This window comes from Photorhabdus sp. RW14-46 (genome assembly GCF_963887965.1).
GTDB lineage: Bacteria > Pseudomonadota > Gammaproteobacteria > Enterobacterales > Enterobacteriaceae > Photorhabdus > Photorhabdus laumondii.
The window spans coordinates 163164-184091 of the sequence record NZ_CAWPHH010000001.1 but is presented as its reverse complement, the minus strand read 5'-3'; the positions used below and the strand labels follow the sequence as shown (position 1 = coordinate 184091).

Annotated in this window: 17 protein-coding genes and 1 pseudogene; 8 read left to right on the top strand and 10 right to left on the bottom strand. The window is 41.0% G+C overall.

Features of this window, described 5'->3' with window-relative positions:
• Position 1 precedes the first annotated feature (1 nt).
• From AACQ38_RS00745 to tesA, 4 genes are all read right to left on the bottom strand, one after another.
• Positions 2–922, bottom strand: a complete 921-nt coding sequence (locus tag AACQ38_RS00745) for an SPFH domain-containing protein (RefSeq protein WP_011147960.1) — start codon at positions 920–922, stop codon at positions 2–4.
• Positions 923–946: 24 nt separating this feature from the next.
• On the bottom strand, positions 947–1804 hold the full coding sequence (locus tag AACQ38_RS00740; RefSeq protein WP_058588449.1) for a co-chaperone YbbN: 858 nt from the start codon (positions 1802–1804) through the stop codon (positions 947–949).
• 68 nt (positions 1805–1872) lie between these two features.
• Positions 1873–2658, bottom strand: coding sequence for an SDR family oxidoreductase (locus tag AACQ38_RS00735; protein ID WP_011147958.1), 786 nt, complete (start codon positions 2656–2658; stop codon positions 1873–1875).
• 50 nt (positions 2659–2708) lie between these two features.
• A complete protein-coding gene (tesA, locus tag AACQ38_RS00730; protein ID WP_207631754.1) occupies positions 2709–3341 on the bottom strand; it encodes a multifunctional acyl-CoA thioesterase I/protease I/lysophospholipase L1 in 633 nt (210 codons plus the stop codon).
• Here tesA and ybbA point away from each other — a divergent pair.
• Positions 3312–3998 (top strand): putative ABC transporter ATP-binding protein YbbA, encoded by a 687-nt coding sequence (gene ybbA, locus AACQ38_RS00725; RefSeq protein WP_011147956.1) that lies wholly within the window; start codon positions 3312–3314, stop codon positions 3996–3998. The genes tesA and ybbA overlap by 30 nt on opposite strands.
• Entirely contained in the window at positions 3995–6427 is a 2433-nt protein-coding gene (gene ybbP / locus AACQ38_RS00720; RefSeq protein WP_165577186.1) for a putative ABC transporter permease subunit YbbP, read from the top strand. The genes ybbA and ybbP overlap by 4 nt, the downstream gene beginning before the upstream one ends.
• A gap of 219 nt (positions 6428–6646) precedes the next feature.
• Here the strand turns inward: ybbP and AACQ38_RS00715 are convergent, their stop codons facing one another.
• The 3 genes from AACQ38_RS00715 to AACQ38_RS00705 are packed head-to-tail and all read right to left on the bottom strand — an operon-like array spanning position 6647 to position 9989.
• Entirely contained in the window at positions 6647–7711 is a 1065-nt protein-coding gene (locus AACQ38_RS00715; RefSeq protein WP_165577184.1) for an LLM class flavin-dependent oxidoreductase, read from the bottom strand.
• A gap of 60 nt (positions 7712–7771) precedes the next feature.
• The gene (locus AACQ38_RS00710; protein WP_011147953.1) at positions 7772–9046 is read right to left on the bottom strand and encodes an MFS transporter; all 1275 of its coding nucleotides are present in this window, start codon (positions 9044–9046) and stop codon (positions 7772–7774) included.
• 55 nt (positions 9047–9101) lie between these two features.
• Positions 9102–9989, bottom strand: a complete 888-nt coding sequence (locus AACQ38_RS00705) for an outer membrane protein OmpK (RefSeq protein WP_339367016.1) — start codon at positions 9987–9989, stop codon at positions 9102–9104.
• A gap of 1038 nt (positions 9990–11027) precedes the next feature.
• On the opposite strand from AACQ38_RS00705, the gene AACQ38_RS00700 reads away from it, so the two are divergent.
• The 5 genes and pseudogenes from AACQ38_RS00700 to AACQ38_RS00680 all read left to right on the top strand — a co-directional run bounded on the left by AACQ38_RS00700 (position 11028) and on the right by AACQ38_RS00680 (position 14929).
• Entirely contained in the window at positions 11028–11693 is a 666-nt protein-coding gene (locus tag AACQ38_RS00700; protein ID WP_011147951.1) for a riboflavin synthase, read from the top strand.
• 691 nt (positions 11694–12384) lie between these two features.
• Entirely contained in the window at positions 12385–13335 is a 951-nt protein-coding gene (locus AACQ38_RS00695; protein ID WP_165577182.1) for an Rpn family recombination-promoting nuclease/putative transposase, read from the top strand.
• 150 nt (positions 13336–13485) lie between these two features.
• Entirely contained in the window at positions 13486–13689 is a 204-nt protein-coding gene (locus tag AACQ38_RS00690; protein ID WP_049789802.1) for a hypothetical protein, read from the top strand.
• 195 nt (positions 13690–13884) lie between these two features.
• Positions 13885–14157: pseudogene (locus AACQ38_RS00685) on the top strand (transposase); the annotation flags it as partial.
• Positions 14158–14368: 211 nt separating this feature from the next.
• Positions 14369–14929, top strand: a complete 561-nt coding sequence (locus tag AACQ38_RS00680) for a rhomboid family intramembrane serine protease (RefSeq protein WP_011148334.1) — start codon at positions 14369–14371, stop codon at positions 14927–14929.
• A 61-nt stretch (positions 14930–14990) separates the two neighbouring features.
• Here AACQ38_RS00680 and AACQ38_RS00675 read toward each other — a convergent pair whose 3' ends face one another.
• The 3 genes from AACQ38_RS00675 to AACQ38_RS00665 form a co-directional block, all read right to left on the bottom strand.
• Positions 14991–16439 carry an NAD(P)-binding domain-containing protein gene (locus tag AACQ38_RS00675; protein ID WP_165577181.1) on the bottom strand — a complete coding sequence of 483 codons (1449 nt, stop codon included), beginning with the start codon at positions 16437–16439 and terminating at the stop codon, positions 14991–14993.
• A gap of 453 nt (positions 16440–16892) precedes the next feature.
• Complete coding sequence (locus AACQ38_RS00670; protein ID WP_165577180.1) at positions 16893–17918, bottom strand: fucose-binding lectin II; 1026 nt, start codon at positions 17916–17918, stop codon at positions 16893–16895.
• Positions 17919–18339: 421 nt separating this feature from the next.
• Positions 18340–19278, bottom strand: coding sequence for a fucose-binding lectin II (locus AACQ38_RS00665; RefSeq protein WP_165577179.1), 939 nt, complete (start codon positions 19276–19278; stop codon positions 18340–18342).
• Positions 19279–19694: 416 nt separating this feature from the next.
• Between AACQ38_RS00665 and AACQ38_RS00660 the strand changes: the two genes are divergently transcribed.
• The gene (locus tag AACQ38_RS00660) at positions 19695–20906 is read left to right on the top strand and encodes an MFS transporter (protein WP_011148330.1); all 1212 of its coding nucleotides are present in this window, start codon (positions 19695–19697) and stop codon (positions 20904–20906) included.
• Positions 20907–20928 lie beyond the last annotated feature (22 nt).

The following is a 20928-nucleotide window of genomic DNA, read 5'->3' as shown; positions in this document are numbered from 1 at the left end:
GTTATTTACCTTTTTTGCTTTCGCCAATCAATTCAGTAATACCGCCAATCGCACCCATTAGGTTGCTCGCTTCCAGAGGCATCATAATGACTTTGCTGTTACCGGAAGCGCCAATACTGGTCAGGGCATCCGTATATTTCTGGGCAACAAAGTAGTTAATTGCCTGCATGTTACCGTCAGCGATCGCATCGGACACCATTTTAGTTGCGCGAGCTTCCGCTTCGGCGGCACGTTCACGTGCTTCTGCCTGGAGAAATGCCGATTGACGTTCCCCTTCTGCTTTCAGAATTTGAGACTGTTTTTCTCCTTCTGCTTTCAGAATAGCCGCCTGACGGATACCTTCTGCTTCCAGAATATCAGCACGTTTTGTACGTTCTGCTTTCATCTGGGCGTTCATGGCAGAGATCAACTCTTTTGGTGGACGCACATCACGGATTTCAATACGGGTAATTTTCACCCCCCATGGGTTAGTGGCTTCATCAACAATATGTAATAGGCGGCTGTTGATGGAATCACGCTGTGACAGCATTTCATCCAGCTCCATTGAACCCAAAACGGTACGGAAGTTGGTCATCGTCAGATTGATAATGGATAGTTCAAGGTTGCTGACTTCATAAGCAGCTCGAACAGGATCGACAACCTGAATAAAGCAGACCGCATCAATAGTAACATTGGCGTTATCGCGGGAAATCACTTCTTGTGAAGGAATATCCAACACTTGTTCCATCATGTTAATTTTACGGCCAATGCGATCGATAAAAGGGACGATAATATGCAAACCCGGTAATAAAGTTCGGGTATAACGGCCGAAACGTTCTACCGTCCATTGATAGCCTTGTGGCACGGTTTTTACGCAAGTAAAGACAATAACCACCGCAATAAATATCAGAATGGGTACGGCACCAAAAGCGAATAAATCCATAGCAATTCCTTACAATTAAATAAATCAGTAAAGCAGTGAGTAAACTTGGCGACGGTATTTCGAAGCCAAGGTATTACCGGTCCCCATTGCAGACATAATATCCATCATTGTTTTCCGTACCGCCCCGTTGGCAGCAGAAAGGTCCTTTTTTAGGAAGCTGAGTAATAATTCCAGAGCTTCTTCATTACGGCTGACTTCGTGCAGTTTCAGCGCGAGCTTAACAGCTAGCTCGGCATTCTCCGGTTGAATGGCGAATTCTTGCTGCAATTGTTGGATCTCTGGTGTATCCGCCGCTTGCTTTTGTAACTCAATTTGAGCCAGTAAACTGTGATAATGAGTATCTTGATCCTGTAATGGAATAAGATTCAGAATTTCCTGGGCTTCCTCTATATTATTGAGCATAATTTGCACTTTGGTCAACATAAGTGCAATTGCACTGTTTTTGGGCGCTAATTGCCAGGCTTCTTTCAATAACGGTAGTGCTTCCTGATGTTTTCCTTCGGCGATAAGTTCTTCCGCCTGAGCGGCTTTCAACTCTTCCGGCTTCGGTAATACGCGAGTCAGCATCTCTCTGATAACGTTTTCAGGTTGTGGCCCCTGAAAACCATCTACGGGTTGACCTTGTTGCATAATATAAACCGTAGGAATGGCGCGTAAACCAAATTGTGCGGCGACCATTTGCTCTTTATCGCAATCCACTTTTGCCAATATGAATTGATCCGCATATTCTGCGGCCAGTTTATCCAGTGTTACGCTTAATTCTTGGCAATGGGGGCTACGTTCGGACCAGAAATAAAATAAAACAGGTACAGTCATAGACTGTTCAACGATTTGATGGAGGTTGCTTTCGTTAACATTAATTCCAATAGAGGTCGGTAACATATAATTAGTCTCTTAAATTTGGTTATCGCAGGGTACGATTAAATAGATTGAGGTTATTTTCTTAACTTTCAAGTTGTACCACTTTGTTTGCTCAGTATTTTATCCATTACTCTTCCTGGTAAAATCCGGCGCATAATAGCGACTGCATGGGTTACCCAAGTCACTGGGTAACGTAATTTAGGATTCGGACTTTCCAGAGCATGAATTAGTTTATTCACAACGGCTTCGGGAGTCAGGGTAAAGTGACGGGCGATCCTGGGGTTTTTGACAGGTTTATCGCTTTGCGTTTGATTCACGTTTTCTGAAAAACGTGTTTTTATCGGGCCAGGAACAATCAAACAGGCTTTAATTCCTGTGCCGGCTAATTCCATTCTTAGCGCATCTGACCATGCTTCCAAGGCATATTTACTGGCAGAGTAAGCACCACGGCCTGGGGTTGAAATCAGTCCCATAACTGAACTGGTTTGAATAATACGGCCTTCACCATGAAGTTGCATTGCGGGAAGTAATAAGCAGGTAAGTTGATGTGTACCAAATAGATTAGTAGAGAATTGCCGTTCCAGTTGTTCACGACTGATAGTATTGAGTGGGCCATAAATACCAAAGCCGCCATTATTAAACAGCCCGTAAAGACGGCCATTGGTTAGCTTGATGACCTCGGCGGCGGCACGTTCAACACTCATTTTGTCATCAAGATCCAATTCGATAGGTTCCAGTCCTAATTCGCGCATATGCTGTAAATCTGCGGGTTTCCGGCAGGCTGCTAATACTCTGTAGCCCCGCTGATGTAGTGTTTTGGCCGCCACCAGACCAATTCCACTGGAACAGCCTGTGATAAGAACTGACTTTTGCATAACTTTACCTGCTTATAGACATCAATTTGTTGAAACTAATAGTTTACTACTTAAGAATAATTAAGATGTGCTGATAGTGTGTCAGACATCCAATCGGCGATAAATGGTTGGGCTGCCAGATTAGGATGTAACCCATCTTGTTGCACCCACTCCGGTTTAATGGCGACTTGCTCCATATAAAACGGGAGCAGGGGAATTTGATTATGTTCTGCCAGTTTGGGGTAAATCTTGGCAAAAGACTCGGTATAACGGCGCCCATAGTTTGGTGGTAGACGGATCTGCATCAATAAAGGCTGAATATTGGCTTGTTTCACTAAAGTAATGATCTGTTGTAGATCTTGTTCGGTGTGTTGTGGAGGAAAACCGCGTAATCCATCGTTGGCACCCAGCTCTATCAGTACCCAACGGGGTTTATGTTGTTTAAGTAATTCAGGTAGCCGCTCAAGGCCCTGAGCGGCGGTGTTGCCGCTGATGCTGCCGTTGATGACCGTGATTTTATTGCCGGATTTTTGCCACTTTTTTTCCATCAAAGCAGGCCATGACTGCTCAATAGGCAGATGGTAACCGGCACTAAGGCTATCACCGAGAATCAGAAGGGTATCAGCCGCAGTCGCTCTGGCGCTAAATAGCACCATCAGTAAAAGGAAAAGTAAATGGTAACGGGGAATATTCTTGAAGTTCAGCATCTCAGTAAGCACGTTGGTCAGGGAGGACATAAGATCACTATATTGCAGGGAGTTGAGTTGGTTGTCGAGTCGGCACAGACTATCGCTTTGGTGGGAGAGTCGGGTTCGGGTAAATCCACATTGCTTGGCATTATTGCCGGGTTAGATGATGGCAGTGACGGTGAGGTTCGGCTGTTAGGGCATAATTTAAGCCAGATGAATGAAGAGCAGCGGGCGCAACTCCGGGCTGAAAGTGTTGGTTTTGTCTTTCAGTCCTTTATGTTAATTCCGACATTAAACGCATTAGAGAATGTCCAGCTTCCTGCCTTATTACGTGGTGAGTCTGAAAATAGTAGTAGGAAACAGGCGGTTGAATTGCTTGAACAACTGGGATTGGGGAAGCGTTTGAAACATATGCCAGCACAACTTTCTGGCGGTGAACAACAGAGAGTGGCATTGGCACGGGCATTCAGCAGCCAACCCAAAATTCTGTTTGCTGATGAGCCAACAGGTAATCTGGATCGGCAAACCGGTGATCGTATTGCTGATTTACTGTTTTCTCTGAATCGTGATTATGCCACAACATTAATTTTGGTCACTCATGACAGCCAGCTTGCGGCCCGTTGTCAACGTTGCTTGCGGTTGGTTGATGGAAAATTGAGGGAAGAAAGATGATTTGGCGTTGGTTTTGGCGCGAGTGGCGCACACCTTCTTTATTGATTGTCTGGTTATCTCTTACCTTGGCGGTAGCTTGTGTGCTGGCCTTAGGAAGGATTAGTGATCGCATTGATCAAAGTGTTCATTACCAGAGTCGGGATTTTTTGGCGGGTGATTTAGTCCTGCGTGCTGCTTATCCGGTAGATGAAGAATGGCTACAGCAGGCGAAAAAACGGGGATTAAAATTAAGTCGCCAACTCTCTTTCACCACAATGACTTATGCTGGGGACATTCCTCAACTTGCGAATGTAAAAGCCGCAGACAGTCATTACCCGTTATATGGTGAACTGGAAACCCATCCACCGGGTTTGAAAGCGGAAAAAGGCACAGTGCTGGTTGCACCTCGCTTGCTTGAATTGTTGAAAATCAAAGTTGGCGATAATCTCGATGTGGGTGATACCACGCTTAAGGTGAGTGGAGAATTAATTCAGGAACCGGACAGTGGTTTCAATCCCTTTCAGATTGCACCAAGGATTTTGATCAATCTTGATGATGCGCCATCTACCGGGGCGATTCAGCCGGGTAGCCGCCTGACTTATCGTTATATGTTTTCGGGTGATAAAGAAGCAGTTTATCAGTATCAGCAGCTCATTGATCCCCAACTTAAAGCTGATCAGCGCTGGTATACCTTGAAACAGGACAGCGGGGCGCTGGAAAAAACGATTGAAAGGGCACAACAATTCTTGTTGTTATCGGCTTTACTGACATTATTACTCGCTGTCGCCGCGGTAGCAGTATCAATGACTCACTATTGCCGTAGCCGCCATGATTTGATTGCTGTGCTTAAAACATTGGGTGCGGGGCGTTGGGCGTTGCGTAAATGGGTGATTGGTCAATGGCTGGTGATATTAATTGCGGCGGCGCTGGTGGGAACGCTTCTGGGATTGATGTTTGAATATCTGCTCGTGCAGATTTTGGCCCCTATGTTGCCGAAGACCTTACCAGTAGCAGGATTCTGGCCGTGGATATGGGCGTTAGGTGCGTTATCTGTTATCGCCTTACTGGTGGGAATACGTCCGTATAAGCAGTTAATGGCAACCCAACCATCACGAGTGCTGCGTAATGATATTATCGCGCCTATCTGGCCGTTACGTTATTACTTGCCGTTGGCGGTATTGGTGGTCATTAGTGGGCTGAGTCTGTTAGTTGGCACCAAGCCCATGTTATGGGCGTTACTTGCAGGCATGATGATGGTTGCGCTATTACTGGCGGTGTTTGGTTGGGGAGGATTGTGGTTATTACGTCATTTGAAACTTCGCCAACTCAGTTTTCGTCTGGCGGTTAATCGACTACTGCGGCAGCCGTTTCAAACAGTAGCTCAATTGGCGGCTTTTTCTTTATCATTTATGTTATTTGCTTTGTTGCTGGTGGTCCGGGGAGACTTGCTTGACCGTTGGCAGCACCAATTGCCACCAGATAGTCCAAACTATTTTCTGATTAATATGACTGGACAGCAAATTCCACAAGTAGAACATTTGCTGGCTCAGTATCAGGTTAAACCTACGGCATTCTATCCGGTGGTATTGGCTCGCTTGACGGAAATTAATGGTCAGTCAGCTATCGCGTGGGCAGAGGCCAGAGAATCGGATAGCAACACGGTACAGCGGGAATTGAACCTGACATGGAAAGAGGAGTTACCCCCGTTTAATACCTTGGTGGAAGGTCACTGGCCGCTAAAGAAGGACGAGGTTTCTATCGAGCAAGGGCTTGCTGAGCGTTTGGCAATCAAAATCGGCGATAAGCTGACATTCAGTGGTGACACGCAGCAATTCAGTGCCATCGTTAGCAGTATTCGACTGGTGGATTGGGAAAGTTTGCGGCCAAATTTTTTGTTTATTTTCCCGAAACAAGCATTAGAAAATCAGCAGCAAACTTGGTTGACCAGTTTCCATTATGAGGGAGAGGGTCGCCTTCTGACGGATCTTAATCGTCAGTTTCCGACGTTGAGCCTACTTGATACCGGCGTGATGATTAAGCAAATTCAGGGTATTTTGCAGCAGGTAAGTAAGGCATTGGAAGTCATGGTTGGATTGGTCATGGTTTGTGGCGCATTACTGCTATTGGCTCAGGTTCAGGTAGGGATGCATCAACGGCAACTTGAATTAGTGGTTTATCGCACTTTGGGAGCCAGTAAACAGTTACTGCGTCGTACGCTTTGGTATGAATTTGCTTTGCTTGGATTAATGGCGGGTTTTACTGCGGCATTAGGGGCTGAGGTTGCGCTCTGGTTATTACAGACCAAGGTATTTGATTTTCCGTGGCAACCAGAATGGCAGATGTGGCTGTTATTACCAATAATCAGCAGCTTGTTACTTTCATTGTGTGGGAGTGGGTTGGGGCTTCGGTTATTACGGGGTACGGGATTACACCGGCGAGTTCAGGGGTAAAAGGGCGATATTTGCAGACGTTTAGGGAATGGGTAATCGCTCGTCGAGATGTGGAGAATCCATTCCCTGGCTTATTGGCCTATTATCGTTGTTTATATCCGTCATCTTTCAAGTTGCCTCTTTGTTGGCTGCATGTTGGCTGCACTCTCTCACCCCGGTCACATCGTTATCTATGCTCCCGGGGATTCACTCCCTTGCCGTCGCGATGCATCTTGAAATCTATTGGGTATAGATAAATTCAGCTCTAAGTTGTGGCAAGATTTTCTCGCCGAAAGTGGTCAACCCCTGAACATAATCAGGGAAGATCAACATAACTCCGTCCAGTTCGCATTCACGCAGCAAATCTGATAATTGTTGGCGGCACGTTTCCGGGTTGCCGATAGCGGTGTGGGTCATAAAAGCGTTTTGGGATCTTTCAACCATCGCATTGCTTTTTTCGCCAACATCGACGCCAAAACTGTGCATCATGCTTTTAACTGCGTCTATATCCAAGCCATCACGATAGAACTCGGCCAGCGTTTTAGCTTCTTCATCTGTTTCAGCGCAAATAATCGTACACATACAAAAGGTTTTGGTGGTTGTGCCGTATTCGGCTGCAAGACGTTTAGCCATCAGACTAATTTGTCGCGTTTCTTCTTCATCTTTACCACCAATGAAACACACATCGGTGTTACGCACACTAAAACGTAGCCCACATTCTGATTGACCGGCACAGACCAAATAAGGGCGCGGAACGGAAACAGGTTTAGGTTCAGAAACACAATTCTTGAAATTAAAGTAATCTCCCTGATGATTAACCTGCTTCTCACTCCAAAGCCGTTTGATCAATTGGGTCCACTCTTCGGTCATTGCGTAACGTTGATCGTGATCTAAATTGTTATCCCATTCCCCCATCTGTTCAAATTCGTCTTTGAATGAGCCAGAGACAATATTCAGCCCGGCGCGCCCATGACTAATTTGATCCAATGTCGCAATCATTTTGGCTGTCACGGCAGGATTATGCAGCCCGGCGTGCATGGTTGCGATAAGCCGAGCATGATGAGTCACTTCGGCAATACCTGCCATCATCGTAAGGGATTCCAACGAACAGCCCCAATGTTCCGTTTCGCCACCAAAGCCACGCCATTTGCTCATTGACATGATGAAATCCAAACCAATTTGATCAGCCAGAATAGCTGCTTCACGGTTTTGCTGATAAGAAGCATCAAGTGGTGGTGTGTTTTTAGAAATAATCCATCCACCTTTAGCTATGGGTAGAAATACACCGAATTCTTTTTTTGCCATGATGAATTCCTTGTTTGTCTGTGGTAAGGAATATCTTATAGGTTCATTTTATTTCTAAATTCAGTTAAGTAATGTGCTGTTATCAGAACATTTCTTCACGATTTGTAACGGTGGTTGCATTATGAATGTGATAATCAGAATAGTTAGCACCGGTATGGCGATAATGAGAAATGCCGGTGTAAAACTACCTGAATAATCTTTAATTGCTCCCACCAGAAAAGGGGCGATACAGGCGGTAGTAGAGATCAGATTCATCACTGAGAACAGTTCCAGATAAGGCGTGCGCCCAAAATAATTGAACAGTAAAATACTGGATGCCAGAAAAGTCATGCCATAACCGATGCCAATACACAACGTGAACAGGATTAAAAATGTCCATGAAGTGGTGGCACTGAGTGCGATAAGGCCGCAGATAATTATCGACAGACTACCGATAAGCAATTTTTTGGGATCGAGCCATTCACCAACAGCGCCTCCTGCAAATCGTGAGAATGCATTGATAAAAGCCAAGATACTGAGCGAGGAGGCGGCAACAGACTCACTGAACCCGTTTTCAGTAATATGGGCGACAGCGAAGCTATTAACGGTTATCCCACACAGTAAAAAAGAGGTATAAGCGGCGGCAATGGCATAAAATTGCCAAGTGTGCAGCGCCTGCCGGACATTCCATATTTCCTTGGTGCGATAGATACTGGTGGGGAGCTGGTCTTGTTGATTTTTGCTAATTCTTTCAGCGTGGGCGTTTTCCTTTTTACCTTCGCGCATAAATAAAATGGTTAATAGACTAATCAGGGTGAGTGATATCCCGGAAATTGCCCAGTGCATACGCCAGTTTTCCCAAAATACGGTTGCCAGGAAATAGATCCACGGACCGACCACGCCTCCTAATCCCCCGATAGTGAAATAGATACCAAAAGCCAACGACTGCTTTTTAAAAAGTCGGCTAATGACATAAGTGCCGGGAACCGTTGCCATAAGACTAAAGCCGATCCCTAGTAGGGTGGTACCGGTAAAATAGGCCGCGATACTGTGGGTGTTATAGAGGATATAAAAACTGGTGATAAAGGTAAGCGTACCGATAATTAAGGTAGCGCGGACGCCGGTACGACGAATAAACATCGCTGGAAGGTAACTGGACAGCCCACATGACAAGCCCAGTAAAGTGAACCCCAAACCGGCATCCGTCCAACTCCAGTGTAATTCCTTGATCATGCTAGGTAATACAACACCTAGCGAAGTAAATGTGGTTGCGGTGACCAGAAAATAAACTAAACCCAAAAGTATCAGTAGGAGCCACTGATAAGTACGTCCGAACTGGTCATGTTGAGTGGGCATTTTGACTCCATCAGGATAAAGGCCATCAGAAAATTTCTGATATTTTATTCCGATATCAGAAAAAACTATATCGAATAAAGACCCCATAACTAAATTGATCCGTTCGATAATAAGGGGTATCTCTTATTTTGTATTTATTTTTTATTGGGTTCAGGACAATGCCAGTCCATAAATGACCGGGTTGATTGCCAAGGCGTTTTCCTAAATCATAGTGCAATTCTGGTTTGAAATCGATAGTTTCAGGTTGCCCATGCAAACCTAAGGTATAATCAAAAGTACCGACAACACGGAAATCACCTAAACGGTTATTGAAGGGAATTCCGTAGTCGATATGGATTCGCTGATCATTCCAGCTTCCTTTGGCATTATTCTCAAAATAAAAAATTGTACGTAACCAGCTAATCCAACTAGCTTGCCAGTCGATACTGATACCGGGGAAATAGTCGTAATCTATACCTTTAGTTTTGGCAACCCATTGAGCGAACAGAATATCTTTTACCGGCCCAAAAGAGATGTCATTCCCAGTGACTTTACTCAAGCTCACTCTAGGGACAAATTTATAATAGTAGGTGCTTTTGTCACCTTGGTAATCACTTTGCAGCGAATTTTGCCAAATACTATAGACATACATATCGCCGATACTGTAGTCGCCGAAAGCCTCTAAAATCGGTGAAATGGTTTTTCTGGGATCGACCCGATTTTCAAATTGCATATAAAGGCTGGTATCAATCGATTGAAAATTAACAAAATGACCGGCTTGAGCTTGATTGATTGCCGACAGCAATAATAGCATTGCAGGTAATCCGCTTTTCTTTAATCGGGTGCCGATCCAACGCCAAGTCATTGCCAGATAAGCGGTACAGGAAAATGGGAAAGAGGGCTTTAAGGTGAAAAAAAGCCGGGCGTAGTTTTTCGTATTATGGATTTTTGTGGCAAGTAACACGAAGGTTCCCTTTCTCATACGGTATCGGGCTGGTGGTTGCTAACATTGATCTAATAAGACGGTTTTGTCAAAGGGATATTTGATTTTATTGATGAAAGGTGGAGGGAGTAGAAAGATAAAATTATTTTAACCTTGGTGATTTTTCGGTGTTAGTAATATGTTGATTATTTAATTAACGATAGGTTGTTTATTCAACTTTGTTTTGGTTATTGGGAAAACATTGTTAATTAATGGTTTTATGAAAATATTTGTGTAATTATATTTTAGTTAACTTAAATATATAATTTATTTTTCTTAATTAATTCTGATTTTTAATGGGGAATAACCATGATAAATAACAATAATAAATGGGTGCCTGTTTTGGTATAATCAAAACCATTTTCGACTTTAAATAATTATTGCTTTGTTTTTAAAATATAGAGATAAAATATCTTTTTTAATATTTATCTTGAGTAATTATCTTTCATGGAATAAAAATATAATAAATGTTTAAAATGATAATTCGTTTGATTTATTTATAATAAAAAAGAGATTATGAATTAAATGTTGTAAATTATAATTTTTTGTCTGACAATTTTATTGTTATATTTTTTTAATTAAATAATAAATATTCAAAGTAAAGTGTTTCCATAAGTTAGAAAAATAATCTTTGACTCTATTTTTGTTCATGTTTGATAATTGTCAATTTAATAGTAAAAAATCATCCATTTCACAAAAAGCTTGATATAATTAAAAATTATAGGGTAAAGTAGTTTTTTGGCTTTATAAATGTGTTATTAAAATTTTGATTTAAATTAAGTATATATACCCAATGGATTTCAAGATGGATTGCGACGGCAAGGGAGCGAATCCTCGGGAGCATAGATAACGATGTGACCGGGGTGAGAGAGTGTAGCCAACAAAGAGGCAACTTGAAAGATAACGGGTATAAAAGATATTTTGTAAATATGGGGTAGGAAAATGTGGTTAATAGAGCTAATAAAACTTTATTAATGTAACAAGGGCATTTCTACTTAATATAAATAAAAGAGGGTGATTATGTATACTGGAATTGTGCAAGGAAAAGAAAAGGTATTATCTCTTGAGAAAAAAGAGGGATTTAGTACATTGACCGTCAGTAATAATAACCATTTTTTTGATGATGTTTCTGTGGGGGCTAGTGTTGCGATTAATGGTACGTGCTTGACTGTCACCCAATTTAAAAACGATATCGTCTGGTTTGATATATCAGATTTTACGGCTGATGTGACCACGTTAAAGTTTTTAAATGTGGGGGATGAAGTTAATATTGAAAGATCACATCAAATGAATAAAGAGAATGGTGGTCATAGTTTATATGGACATATTGAAGGCGCAGCAGAAGTTGTTGATTTTATTAAAACGGGTGAAACTTATCGATTAGTGATTAATATCCCTGGCGATAATATAAAATACTTTTTCCATAAAGGATTTATTGGGTTGCATGGCTGTAGTTTAACAATAAATGGTATAAATGAAGAAGAGAAAACCATAGAGTTGAATTTAATTCCAGAAACTTTAAGGGCGACTAATCTTGGTAATATTAAAGTTAATGATTTACTTAATTATGAAATAGATCAAACAACCAGAACGATTGTAGATACGATATCCAGATCGATGAATGCTATACCCTATGGATTTCAAGATGCATCGCGACGGCAAGGGAGTGAATCCCCGGGAGCATAGGTAACTATGTGACCGGGGTGAGTGAGCGCAGCCAACAAAGAGGCAATTTGAAAGATAACGGGTATAATAGATCAATATGATAATTGAAGTAATATAGATAAGTTAGGATAAGTTGAAATGTGAAGCGGTAAGTCACTTTACTTCCGCTTCTACAATTAATTCCAGGCAATTAAATAACAAACATTTGATTATTTTAATGTCCGTTTGTCATATATTCCATAATAAATAGTTAACTTGAGTTTTGCTTGAAATAGTGAATTAAAGTACCTTAGATACTATCTGAGTTTTTGATGATAACCAAAGTCGTAGAAATCCTCAGATTGATTGTAAGAAGTCTCGTACCATCTCAATAGCATTTAAAAATAATAGATTATCTGAAGGTAACTCAGTTAAATTTTTGCGATCTTAACATCCAAGATTAATGGAAATATAAGTAATCGATATTTTGATAAGATGGTTATTATTATGCGAATGCAAGTTAAAAACTGATTTAAATGAATAGCTTTCATAAAGTAATTGTTGTAAATATAATATTTTCTCGTTTTTCCTTTTCTGATATTTGATTCTTTAGGCTCTTCTATTAATGCATTCGGTAAAGATTTGCCTGAGGAAATCTGAGACAATGTTTTTTGTAACTTGGTAGAAATACTATAAATGGTAATGACTAACTAATAAGACAGAGAAACAGATTGTGGCAAAGAAAGAAAAACGGCCTCACCATGACGGATTATTCAAATATTTTTTAACGCAGCCTGAAACGGCCAGAGAGTTTCTATCCCTTTATCTGCCCGAAGAAATCCAGTCGTTGTGTGACTTAGCTACATTGAAACTGGAGCCCGGCAGTTTTGTGGATGAGCATTTACGTCAACTGCACAGTGATGTGTTGTACTCGGTCGAAACGGCCCGGGGACAGGGCTATATCTATTGCCTGATTGAACATCAGTCCACCCCTGACCCGTTAATGGCCTGGCGGCTGATGTATTATGCCATGTTAGCCATGGCGGCTCACCTGAAAAAAGGCCATACTGAACTCCCGTTGGTGGCACCTCTGCTGTTTTATCATGGTGAGATTCGGCCGTATCCTTACTCAAACCGGTGGCTGGATTGTTTCACGCTCCCCGAACAGGCGGCTCGCTTATACCGTCAGGCGTTTCCGTTGGTGGACGTCAGTGTGCTCAGCGATGAAGAGATCCTGACACATAAAGGGGTAGCCCTGATGGAACTGGTGCAAAAACATATTCGCTGCCGGGATATGCAGGAATGGCTCCTCCAATTGGTGGAACTCTTGAATGCAGGGTATAATACAACCGAGCAGCTCAATGTGGTGTTACGCTATATTTTACTGAATGGACATACGCTGGATCTCTTACAATTTGTCCATCAACTGATTGAACAATCTCCGGAGCATGAAACGATGCTGATGACTATTGCAGAACAGCTTGAACAAAAAGGGCTTGAGCGAGGTATCAAGCAAGGTAGAGAGGAAGGCCGAGAGGAAGGCCGAGAGGAAGGTCGAGAAGAAGGCCGAGAGGAAGGTAAACTGGAAACGGCTCGTGCCTTATTACGGCATGGCGTGAGTTTGGACATTATTGTCACCAGTACCGGACTGAGCCGGGATAAAATTGAAATGTTAAAGCATTAAATTAATCTTCTCTTTCACAGTAAAATGCCGATATTTAAGATCGGCATTTTTGTTCTTATTCAGGATGATGGCTATACAAGGGACTTTTACGTTTGCCCGGCGAAGCTGAAACCGGTCAGACTGAAGTAACAATCTCCGGAGCATGAAACGATGCTGATGACTATTGCAGAACAGCTTGAACAAAAAGGGCTTGAGCGAGGTATCAAGCAAGGTATTGAGCTAGGTCGAGAAGAAGGCCGAGAAGAAGGTAAACTGGAAACGGCTCGTGCCTTATTACGGCATGGCGTGAGTTTGGACATTATTGTCACCAGTACCGGACTGAGCCGGGATAAAATTGAAATGTTAAAGCATTAAATTCATCTTCTCTTTTACAACAAAATGCCGATATTCAAGATCGGCATTTTTGTTCTTATTTATAGGGAGCGAGTGCAGCCAACAAAGAGGCAACTTGAAAGATAACGGGTATAAATGGGTATCGTGTGGCAAAGGGCAGAGCTGACGGGTATTTAAAAGGGTAACAGAAACTATAGTGATACTAGGAAAAACTAAAAACATTATTTTCATGCTGAAACTCTCACATTGATTTTGGATAATTACTGTATCCATAAAAGCCGACAGGTCAGTGATTGGTTGGCCCGTCATCCTAAATTTAACCTATTGTTTTTACCTGTTTATTCTCCCCGGCTGAATAAAATTGAGCGTCTGTGGCAATCCTTGCATGAAACGGTGACACGAAATCATGGCTGTCAGTATATGTGGCAGTTGCTTGAGAAAGTGAAAACGTTTTTAAATTCATCCCCCTACATGAATAGCAGAGAATAAAAAGAGTGGGTGTCCATATAAGTTATTTATGATTGTTTTTTATCACCAAACCGAATTGGTTGTGTCAAAATAGAATTTAGTTTTTACATCAAAACTGTTAAATTCCAAACTTTCGGGATATAGTGGTTGTCGTAGTGTCAACTTTGACCATAACACCTTTATTGAGACAAAGTTCATTTTGATTTCCAATAAATCATAAGGCAACAACACGGTGAAAACAGGGCTAAAACAACGCTTTCATATGCTAATAGGATTAGCAGCAATACTGATCATAATCCAATTATTTGATACTTTAACCGGTGGCGCACTAAGTCATTTCGGCATCATTCCCCGATACGCTCAAGGGTTAATTGGTATTCCATTATCTCCATTCTTACATGGTAGCTGGGGGCATTTGTTCAGCAATCTCCCCGCATTATTAGTATTGAGTGCGTTATTGATGGCCCACTCCATTCGTTATTATGTGATAGCCAGCTTGTTTATTATCTTTGTGGGCGGAACATTAGTTTGGTTATTTGGACGTTCGGCTATTCATATTGGTGCCAGCGGATGGATTTTTGGTTTATGGGGATTGCTGCTGGCTAACGCTTTTTTCCTGAGAAGAGTAAAAGATTTCTTCTTTGCGATTCTCGTGTTTGTATATTATGGTGGGATTGTGTTTGGCTTGTTACCGTGGCAAACGAATATTTCAACGGAAGGCCATATTTTTGGCGCGATATCTGGGCTGGTTTTTTCTTGGTTATCGAAGAGATGGGTAATAACGAGCCATTAGTTTTATGGTATTGGGGATAAGTAGATTATCCCCATTTCAGATAATTATTAATTTCGGGCGATTATGTCCATTTCAACGCGGCATCATCTACAGGCTGTCCCAAAACTTGTTTATCTTTTTTGTAATCATGTGGAATCTGCCAATTTGGACTATATCCCTGACGAGGAAGCAAGTCCTGTGCACGTTTCACATAACCAGATCGCAAAGCGCCAAAAATATGTTCGTCCTCCTGCATCTCACCCGGCTGAGCATGTGGTGTTACAACGGTAGCATCGCGACGTTCCATTTCATTCAACAAACGGCAGATATAATCCGCAGATAGATCAACTTTCAACGTCCAGGCGTTATTGATATAACCAAATAGACAGGCAAAATTAGGGATATTCTGTATCAACGTTCCCTTATAAAGCATGCGATCATGACTTTGTTGCTTTTGTCCATCAATAGAGAGTTCAATTCCACCAATAAAATGTAATTTCAGCCCAGTGGCGGTAACAATAATATCTGCGGGTAATTCTTTGCCCGATTTTAATAAAATACTGTTTTCAGTTATACGTTCAATATGGTCAGTAACGATAGAGGCTTTACCTTTTTTTAGTACCTTGAATAGGTTATTGCTGGGAATAAGACAGAGCCGTTCATCCCACGGCATATATTTTGGCGTCAAGTGCTTCATGTCAAAATCTGGGCCGACACGCCTGCGAGCCAATGCCAGTAAAAACGATTTCAATAATGTAGGTAAATGTCGACTTATTTTATAAATTAAGCGAAACAGAAAAAGATTGCGCTTTCTGCTCAATGTGTAAATCCAGCGCTGTGGAATAATGCCTTTGCAAAACTCTGCTATCTTATCCCTTTCAGGCATTGAAAAGATATAACTGGGGGAGCGCTGTAACATCGTGATATGTTTAGTATCATTTGCCATTGCAGGCAATAAAGTCACTGCTGTTGCACCACTACCAATGACAACAACTTGCTTTCCTTTGTAATCCAACCCTTCAGGCCAGAGTTGAGGGTGAATTACCGGGCCTTTGAAATCTTCAATGCCGGGGAATTTAGGTAAATGAGGTTCATCATAGTTATAATAACCTGTTGCAGCGATGAGAAAACAACAAGTAAATTGCCGGGTTTCCCCACTTATTTCGTCAATCGCGGTAACGGTCCACTGGCGAGTCGCATTTGACCAGTCAGTATGAGTAATTTTTAGCCCAAACTCTATTTTCTTATCAATGTCATACTCTTTTGCCGTTGCATGGATATAACTTTGAATTGAAGGCCCATCTGCAAAAACACTGGTGTCTGTCCAGGGGCGGAATGTATAGCCATAGCTCATCATATCTGAATCTGAGCGAATGCCGGGATAGCGAAATAAATCCCAAGTACCACCTATCGTTTGGCGACGTTCTAAGATAATAAACTTCTTATCAGGACATTTCCTTGTTAAATGACATGCTGTACCAATGCCTGCAATACCCGCGCCAATAATCAAAACATCATAATGGTTATTCACTGTATCTCTCCTACAAGGTCATTTTTTGATGAGTTGAAACTCATCTAGCTAAAGCAATGTGATTCTTGTCGTCATTGACAGTAGCATATCAATATGAAATTGTTTTAGTCTTACGTTGCTCATTACAAACGTTTAACGTGTCAATATTCCCTACCACCACAATTAAATAATTAGTCTGAGAATATTTTCACCCTTTAATATGAATATTGGGCACCGTGTTTAAGTCGTTATAGACGAAACAAATACCACCAAAAGTTTGCTCAAGCATTTCTGCCTGCGCTCGCTCACCCCGGTCACATAGTTATCGATGCTCCCGGGGTGAATGAGTGCAGCCAACAAAGAGGCAACTTGAAAGATAACGGGTATATAATGTTTTTATGTAAAAAGCGGCATAATACCGCCTTAATTTAGTGTTCTATTTTTTTGTGATGAGATTACTCTGGTGTTTCTAACTCACACTAGCGGCCAATTCAATATCACAACGCAGTCATTGTAATTATTCTTGGTACCGTTTTCAGCACCGATAGTGGCTGTCCCGGGTTTTTCATCAAGGGTATTATAAGCATAACGGAGCTTGCAGGGTTTGCCATCTCCTTCAATCTCAATACAGATTTTGCCTGTACCGGATGTATAGGCTTTAGTCGCCATTAAATTATCTGTTCCTTTGCCGGTTAATGTATCTACCAGAAGATTGTCAATATAGACTTTTACCGTCTGCCGATGAATATCGGTATTAGAATAGGCTGTCAGGCCAAATCGAATACTTTGAGGTAATTGGAAACAGTGTTTACCCGTGTCATTAGTACCACATGTTCCGCTACAGCCTCCGTTATTTCCTCGGTCACTGCCTAATAAATCGGTATCAATCAATACTGCTGCTTGAGCTGTTTTGAAGGCTCCTGCGGTATAATGAGCAACAGGAACAATTTCATGTGCAAGAGTGTGTAATTGTGGATAAAATCCGATATGCTGATCCTCTTTGAGGAAATCAATAAAAGGATTATCTTGATGAATTTTTCTCCATGTAGCAGCATCCAGGTTTTTACTAAATGCTGGGTATTTCTTTGTTATTTCCCATCTGTCTAAGATAGATTTTCGCTTAATTGTGTGTGAGTTTACGGCATAATCAATGCAATCACTGCCTTTAAAGAAACAAACGCTACTTGTTGTTAATTCTATGGCCGCATCTATCCCATTTTCGAATTCGGTTCCTTTCAATCCGGGCCACCCATCTGCAATAAATTTTGGACCATCAGTTACTTTTGCTTTTGCTATGTTGAATTTAAGATATTGAGATCCTTTAAAAAAATATAAATAACCATTTAAATTAATCACATCGTCAATATGTTTGTGAAATTCGATAGGAAGATCGGGCCAATCATTACTGATAGGTTGATGGTAGTTTTTATCTGGTATATTTAATGTGTCATTAAATCTGGCGTTCTCTGCATTAAGGAATAAATAGACATATGGATTCATTAATATATATCCTTCAGGGTTTTTAGGTTTGTGATTGATTCTGCATATTTGTTAAACTTTCTGTTCATAGATAAAATATAGTAATAATAATATTAAGACTATTTGGAGAAACAGAAAAATTTACACTGTGAAAATTAATATAAAAGATGGGGCGTGGCAATATTATATATTAACAAATTATTTATTGATTTAATGATGTTGTTTTTCTGCAAAAATATAAATATATACTAAGAGATAAGGTTTATATTATGCAGTGAAGGTATAAAACACTGTTTTATATTTCTATTTAATTTGTTTTTGTGTTTTGACAATAACAGATTGAAAATATATTAGATTGATAATGCTTGCATATAAAAAGCGGCATAATACCGCTTTAATTTATTAATGATTTTTTGTGGTGAAATTAATAGGGTATTTTAAACTAATTCACCAGTGGCCAATTCAATACCACCACACTATCGTTGTAATTGCCCTCGGTACCACTTTCGGCACCAATAGTGACTGTTCCCGGTTTTCCGTCAAGAGTATTATAGGAGTAACGGAGTTTACAAGGTTTGCCATCCCCGATAATCTCAATACAGACTTTGCCTGTACCGGATGTATAAGCTTTAGTATCGATTCCTTTGCCAGTGAATGTATCTACCAGAAGATCATCAATATAGACTTTTACTGTTTGTTGATGGATAGCTGTATTAGTATAAGCTATCAGGCCAAATCGAATACTTTGAGGTAATTGGAAACAATATTTACCGCCATCACTAGTGCCGCATTCTCCAGCGCAATTGGAGGGTTTGGTAACCGGGAGGCAAGGATCTTTAACTTGTGCCATTTTCCACAGGCCGGTATAGGGTTTACGAAGGTTATTAGCAGCAGTGTATACATGGCATACTGTGTTAGGGACTCCAACCCAACCATTAGTATCAAGAAAGCCTCGGGTTCCCCATCGGTTATATAGCGTAATACTTTCATCTTCTTTGATTTTTCCATCAATCGATGGCATGTCAGAATAAATAATCCACTCTAATGTTTCTGGACGGATATTTTTATCTGATGTGTGTATCGGGTATATTTCGCCTTCTGGAACCTGTTGACTTGATAATGCATAATGTGCTAAATAGCCGCCATCACATTGATAAAGATTGTGGAGTAAAATAGTATCGTTGTTAATAACTTCACTGCCGATAGGCTTACCTGTTCCTGATTCAATTCGCCAGAATGTTCCTGCCTCAGTGGTGGTTATCACGGTATATTTTCCATCTGAAATACCGCTTTTTCCATATACACTAAGATACCCACCATCCCAGTTTCTGAAACTATTTAATATTTTTACGGTATCGCCATATTTAAGTATATTTGCCATAATTTCTCCAGAAAGTTTGTTATCTGTTTCTAATCGTTGATATGTCCCTTGTAACTGTTATGAACTCATCTATTACCGCTCAATAACCTTTTAAATTGAACCATTGTGATAAATAGGGGCTGCACTTTTGTGGTTCTTAATCGGGATAGCCGTCGCGATAAACGCCTGCTGATTGAGTATCAGCTCTAATGATTATTCGGTAAAGGTAGTGCCTTTGTTACTTACTTCTAACAATGAATGAGTCTGCTGAAATTGTTGTTGCTTGATTATTCTACTTTACCATCATCAGCTTCATCTCAAGCCTGATTACGTTGTTCATTTACTGGATAGTACACGGTGCTTTTTTTTGCTCGGCATGTGATGTAAATTGCTTATCACGTCGATGAAATTTAAGCCAACAGGAATTGAGATTTATAATGTCGAAGTTAATTGGAAATAATCAGGTAGTTGGAACTAATAATATAGTTGTTATTGCGATGGTTGTCGCATTAGTTCAATTTATTAATGCGTTAGAGTACATGATGGTAACTCCGCTTTTTGTTTATATGTCGAAAGATTTTCACATGCCGGTTACGATGGCGGGGGTTATTGCGGGTGCTTATGTTTTCTCCTCGGTATTTTCTGGCCTGACATCCTTTTTCTTTATTGATCGTTTTAATAAAAGAAAGGTTCTCATTTTAAACACCCTGTTTCTCGGCCTGATTACGTTCTTAACGATTTTCGCCTCAGAACCATACCAACTTATTCTGCTACGTATCATTGCCGGTCTGTTTGGTGGTGTGACGTTGGGGGTAGGTATTGGGATCTTACTGAATAACTCCCCGGAAAGTATGCGAGGAAGGGTATTGGGAATTGCGTTTTCATCTTTTTCATTTGTAAGTATTTTAGGTATACCGTTATGTTTATATTTGGCAGAGAGTTTTAACTGGCAAGTCTCTTTTCTATTTATCGTTATTTTATGCATAGTAAGTTTGCCTCTGATCCTCTTCTTTATCCCAGGAACAGAGAAAGTAAAAAATAGCCAGAAAAAAATTGTGCTAACCAAAAAAATAGCATTAGCTGGAATGGCAAGTGGCGTCAGTAACTTTAGCCCCTTCATGCTTATTCCGATACTTGCTCCGCTATTAATGAATGTATTTTATATCCCGGAAAATCAGGTTTCACTGGTATTCTTTTACGGTGGTATCGCGTCTTGGTTGGGAACTTATTTAACCGGGAAACTTTGCGATAGATACCCGCCTCAGAGAATTACCATCGCCGCGGCGACGTTATTTATTGTTAATATTTTTCTGGGATTAACGGGAAAAATAAATGGATACGTTTTCTTCTCACTTTTTATGTTCGCGACTTATGTACAGGTGATGGCGGCAAACGTGCTCGCTTCCTATGCCTCGACGCCTGAAAATCGGGCAGGTTTTGGTGCCCTCCAGATGGCATTTTCCAATTTGGGTGCTGGCGTGGTGTTCTTCTTCTCGTCCATTTTCTTAGACGGTAAGGAGATTATTGCTGAGAACGTGCGGCCTATTTTCATACTGACTATGGTTAGCGCCCTGATATTACCTATATATGTAATGAAATTAGCTCAGGTGATGAAAAGAGGGACGAAAAATTTAATGAGTAATGTTTAGCGTAATAATTAAGGGAAAATAA